The organism is Leptolyngbya sp. GB1-A1 (assembly GCF_039962475.1).
Taxonomy (GTDB): domain Bacteria; phylum Cyanobacteriota; class Cyanobacteriia; order Elainellales; family Elainellaceae; genus Leptolyngbya_A.
The window spans coordinates 1-4,430 of the sequence record NZ_JAMPLI010000110.1 but is presented as its reverse complement, the minus strand read 5'-3'; the positions used below and the strand labels follow the sequence as shown (position 1 = coordinate 4,430).

Sequence of the window (4,430 nt, the reverse complement as noted above, 5' to 3'; positions counted from 1 at the left end):
CGGAGTTTGATGATCACCTTATGCTAACCGCAGCAGGATTATGGAACTTCTACCTGACTGCGGCATAGGAAGAACTTGAAAGGTCGCATTGGCTAGCTCTGTTCTTATTTCCCAACAACTCTATTTGCTCCGTTAACGTGCGTTGCCTGGGCTGTAGAACCAACTCTCCGTTGTAATAAGCTGCCCCTTCCGGCTACCATTGCTCCTCTACTTCCAAAGGTTGGGTGATGCAATGCTGTTCCCTTTGCGGGACGATCGCCTTAAAGTCACGACACTCTTCTGACTCCAAGCCCAATTAGTAGAGCGTGCAACAGAGATACGGATTGTGAGTGTAAAACTCACAGAACCGACACTGAGACAGATAGTAGGGATCGGATGGAAGAGGCATTGGCTAATTGGGAGTTGGGGCATTCCTAGTGTTCCCTGTTCTCATGCCCCAAACAGCCCCTCCTCCTGTTTGCGGTTCTGGGAATTCTTCTAGGCTTTAAGCAGCAGAATTCCCAGAACTCATAGAGATAGGAGCATAGGTAGTACAGCTTATCCCAGGCTGCCTGACCTTAAGGAGGGTGAGCAACCCGTTTCTGAACGGGTCAGGGAAGCACTCTCTAATCCCAAACGGCAGCAGCAGAAACGAGCGATTGAGAACCCTTTTGGGGCTAGAACACGAGCTGCTACAGCGATTTTCAAGCTAGTAAGCCACAGTTAGTCACTGGGTTAAAGTCTTCTTTGACAGATCCGTGTGGCTTACCCAAGTGGCAACCGCTGTAGGTCTGGATAAGCGGGTTTCCCGCTTTGAGGAACTGGCGAACCTAAAGAGAAGTACCAGCGGACGTTGAGCAGGATGATTGCAGGCTGAAAGTGCCCCCGCTTGAACAGAACAGGAATAGACATTGGAGAGCGAGTCGGCAGAGTTCGGCTTGTCTACCTTACCATTGACCCGTTATTGCGACACAACCTGACAGTTTCCCTCATAGTGCTTTGCCGTTTCGTAAATCTCGCATAAATCCTTCTAATGCTGATGCTCCTTGCTCAACATACAATTTCACGGCTTGGGTACCGATAATGGCGATATCAATTTGCCCCTTTAATTGAGAAATAGCTGCTTGAGATTGAATGCCAAATCCAACACCGATTGGACGTTGAACGAATGCACGAACAGATTCTACATACCGGTTAAATTGAGTTGAAAATTGCGTTTCATGCCCTGTCACGCCTTTGCGAGCGGTACAGTAAATCATTCCGCTTGTGCTTTTGGCAATCTGCTGTAATCGTTGAGGACAACTATTTGGTGTGCATAAGAAGATTGTAGCAATGCCATGATAGTTACAGGCTGCAACATAAGTCTCAGCCTCCTCCGGAGGTAAATCAGGAATGATCAATCCAGCAATACCAGAACGGGCGACGGTTTGGACAAACTGCTCAACTCCATACTGATAGACAACGTTGCAGTAAGTTGTAACAACAAACCGAGCTTGCCAATACTGCCGGGTGATCTTAGCAGCAAAGCAGAAGCAATCATTGATTGTTGTTCCAGCTTGGATAGCAGAGTGGTTTGCATTGAGCAGGATGGAGCCATCTGCGATCGCCTCTGAAAAGGGGAACTGGAGTTCAATTAATTCAACCCCTGCCTGCACAAGCGCATCAACCGCACGATAATTGTCGTGAAACGACGGATAGCCCAAGACCGTATGAGACATCAGCAGAATGTCTTGCTGCTGACGCTGTTTAACAATAAACTGCTCTAATGCAGTGGATGTGGATAGGGTCTCCATCAATTTTTCCTTAAATTCCTTAGTTTGGCGGGTTAAAAGAGGATGCTTGATTACTTAAAAATGCTTTCCACTCAGCATCATTAAATGCATTGGCGATCGTGAAAATATCTTTATCACCTCGTCCAGATTGGTTAATCACAATGCAATCATTGGAAGTATAGTAAGGGGCATCTTTAAAGGCTTGAACAAACGCATGAGCGGATTCCAAGGCAGGAATTAGTCCTTCTTGACTCATACACAACTGGCAAGCATCAAGTACTTCCGCATCTGTTGCGGCTTTGACGATCATCCGGTTTGTTTGAGTCAAATGAGCAAGAATGGGTGAAACACCAACATAGTCAAGCCCTGCTGCAACGGAATGGGTGTCCTGCATTTGTCCATCCTGGTTTTGCAGAAAATAGGTTTTATACCCCTGAGCAATCCCAACAGATGCATCCGATGCTGCTAAACGAGAGGCATGATGTGGGGTACTGATTCCCAATCCCCCTGCTTCTATCCCCACTAATTGCACCGCCGCATCCTCTAGGAATCCACCAAAGATCCCGATCGCATTAGAGCCTCCTCCAACACAGGCATAGACCGCTGTGGGTAGTCTTCCAGCCTGCTGCAGGATTTGCGATCGCGCTTCCAGTCCAATCACCGATTGAAACCAGGCAACCATTTCTGGGAAAGGATGAGGTCCACAGGCGGTTCCTAATACATAATGCGTCGTGTCCATATGAGTAGACCAATCCCGTAATGCCTCATTCATGGCATCTTTGAGCGTTTGAGTTCCCGTTGAAACAGGGATCACCTCTGCCCCTAACTTTCGCATCCAGAACACGTTCGGGTTTTGCCGTTCAATATCGATCGTGCCCATATAGATAGTGCAGTTGAGCCCAAATTTAGCGGCAAGGGTGGCAGTCGCAACTCCATGTTGCCCTGCCCCTGTTTCTGCGATGACTCGCGTTTTGCCCATCCGTTTCGCTAGCAGCATTTGCCCAAGCCCATTATTCAATTTGTGCGAGCCTGTGTGGTTTAAGTCTTCTCGCTTGATGAAAATTTTGGCACCCCCCAAATAATGGGTTAACCGCTCAGCATAAGTGAGGGGTGTCGGACGACCGGAATAGTTAGACAACAGGGCGATAAATTCACTCCAAAACTCAGGATTTTGTCTAGCAGCTTGATAGGCAATGGTGACCGTCTCCAACGTTTCATGCAAAATCTCAGGCGTAAAGCGCCCGCCAAATTCACCGTAATATCCTTTCTGGCTCAGGAGTTGGGGTATCGCGCTCGCTCCTGTAGATGGTGAGATAACCATAATGCTGGGCTGTTTGAATCCAGTGAACTGTGTTATTGAAACGATAAGAGCTGGGCTTTGATATGTCCAATATTGGTTAGATCGGCATACTATACTTCTGAAATATGGTTGTGAGATAAGCTGCGAATTTTAACAATGGAACTACGACACCTGCGATACTTCGTTATGGTTGCAGAGGAGCTAAATTTTAGCCGAGCGGCTGAGCGGTTACACATGGCTCAACCCCCCTTAAGCCAGCAAATCCGTGCTTTGGAAATCGAACTGGGTGTACAGTTATTTGAACGGGATAAACGCCCTCTTCAGTTAACCCATGCGGGACAAGCATTTTTAAAGCAGGTGCAATTAGTTTTAACTCAGGTTGAACAGGCAACTCAAATTGCTCAGCAAGCTAATCGAGGGGAAACTGGGCACTTAGCCATCGGGGTTAACAGTACTGTGACTCAAAGCGTCTTGCCAAATATCCTGAACATTTTTCAAACTCGATTTCCACAGGTTGAGTTGATCTTATGTGAATTGGATTCTCAAGCTCAAATTCAACAGCTTAAGGATTGCACAATTGATTGTGGTTTCCTTAATTCTCCTATTCAAAACAATCCCGATCTGAATTCTTTGTCTATTCTCAAGGAGCCATTAATTGTCGCTATTCATCAAGAGCATCCACTCCTATCTCACCAGAGAATTCCGCTCAAAGCGCTGAGCCAAGAACCCTTTATTTTGCCCCCATCTTACATTGGGCAAGGGTTGTATCATCAAGTCCTAAATCTTTGTCAGGAAAACGGGTTTATGCCAACCGTCGTGCAACAAGCGCGGTGGTTACAAACAGTACTCAGTTTGGTTGCTGGAAGAATTGGAGTTGCACTCGTGCCAGCCTCAATGCAGAATCTACAACGAGCTGGGGTGATCTACAAAGATATACAGCCGACATTTGAAATTGAGACTGTTGCTGTGTGGCGCCCCCGTAACCCATCACCTGTGTTGCACAAGTTTATTGAGGCAATCCGTAACGACTGAGGTTGCAGAGTGGGGCAAGTCTTTGGGATTAAGAAACGGGTGAAACGTTCATAGCATTCTTGGGCCATGCCGAGCATAGTTGTATCAGTGAAGTTTAGTGCTGATGAAACGATCAAGATATGAAACATTGAAACGCAGCAGTTGCGGTTCCAGTGCCCGCGAAAACGATGCGATAATTACTACCAAACCCTTTCAGGGATCGAAGCCCAGTCCACACCAGACGAGTGCTTATACCGATTCAATTTTTATATGCTACAGATGGGAGGAGGAGAATTGAGGGCTAACGAGTATGGTTGGCGTTTGCAAAATCAACATTCAAGAGAGCAAAGACGACTTGAGATTACTTC

General features: G+C 46.8%; 3 protein-coding genes. 1 reads left to right on the top strand and 2 read right to left on the bottom strand.

Going from position 1 to position 4,430, the window contains the following annotated elements; genetic code table 11:
* Nucleotides 1-968: 968 nt before the first annotated feature.
* Together trpA and trpB are read right to left on the bottom strand one after the other, a co-directional pair.
* Nucleotides 969-1,772 carry a tryptophan synthase subunit alpha gene (gene trpA / locus NDI45_RS30610; protein ID WP_348250048.1) on the bottom strand — a complete coding sequence of 268 codons (804 nt, stop codon included), beginning with the start codon at nucleotides 1,770-1,772 and terminating at the stop codon, nucleotides 969-971.
* A gap of 19 nt (nucleotides 1,773-1,791) precedes the next feature.
* Nucleotides 1,792-3,072: a tryptophan synthase subunit beta gene (trpB, locus tag NDI45_RS30605; RefSeq protein WP_348250047.1), complete on the bottom strand. Its 1,281-nt coding sequence runs from the start codon at nucleotides 3,070-3,072 to the stop codon at nucleotides 1,792-1,794.
* Nucleotides 3,073-3,207: 135 nt separating this feature from the next.
* Here trpB and NDI45_RS30600 point away from each other — a divergent pair, with 135 nt between their 5' ends.
* Complete coding sequence (locus NDI45_RS30600; protein ID WP_348250046.1) at nucleotides 3,208-4,083, top strand: LysR substrate-binding domain-containing protein; 876 nt, start codon at nucleotides 3,208-3,210, stop codon at nucleotides 4,081-4,083.
* Nucleotides 4,084-4,430 lie beyond the last annotated feature (347 nt).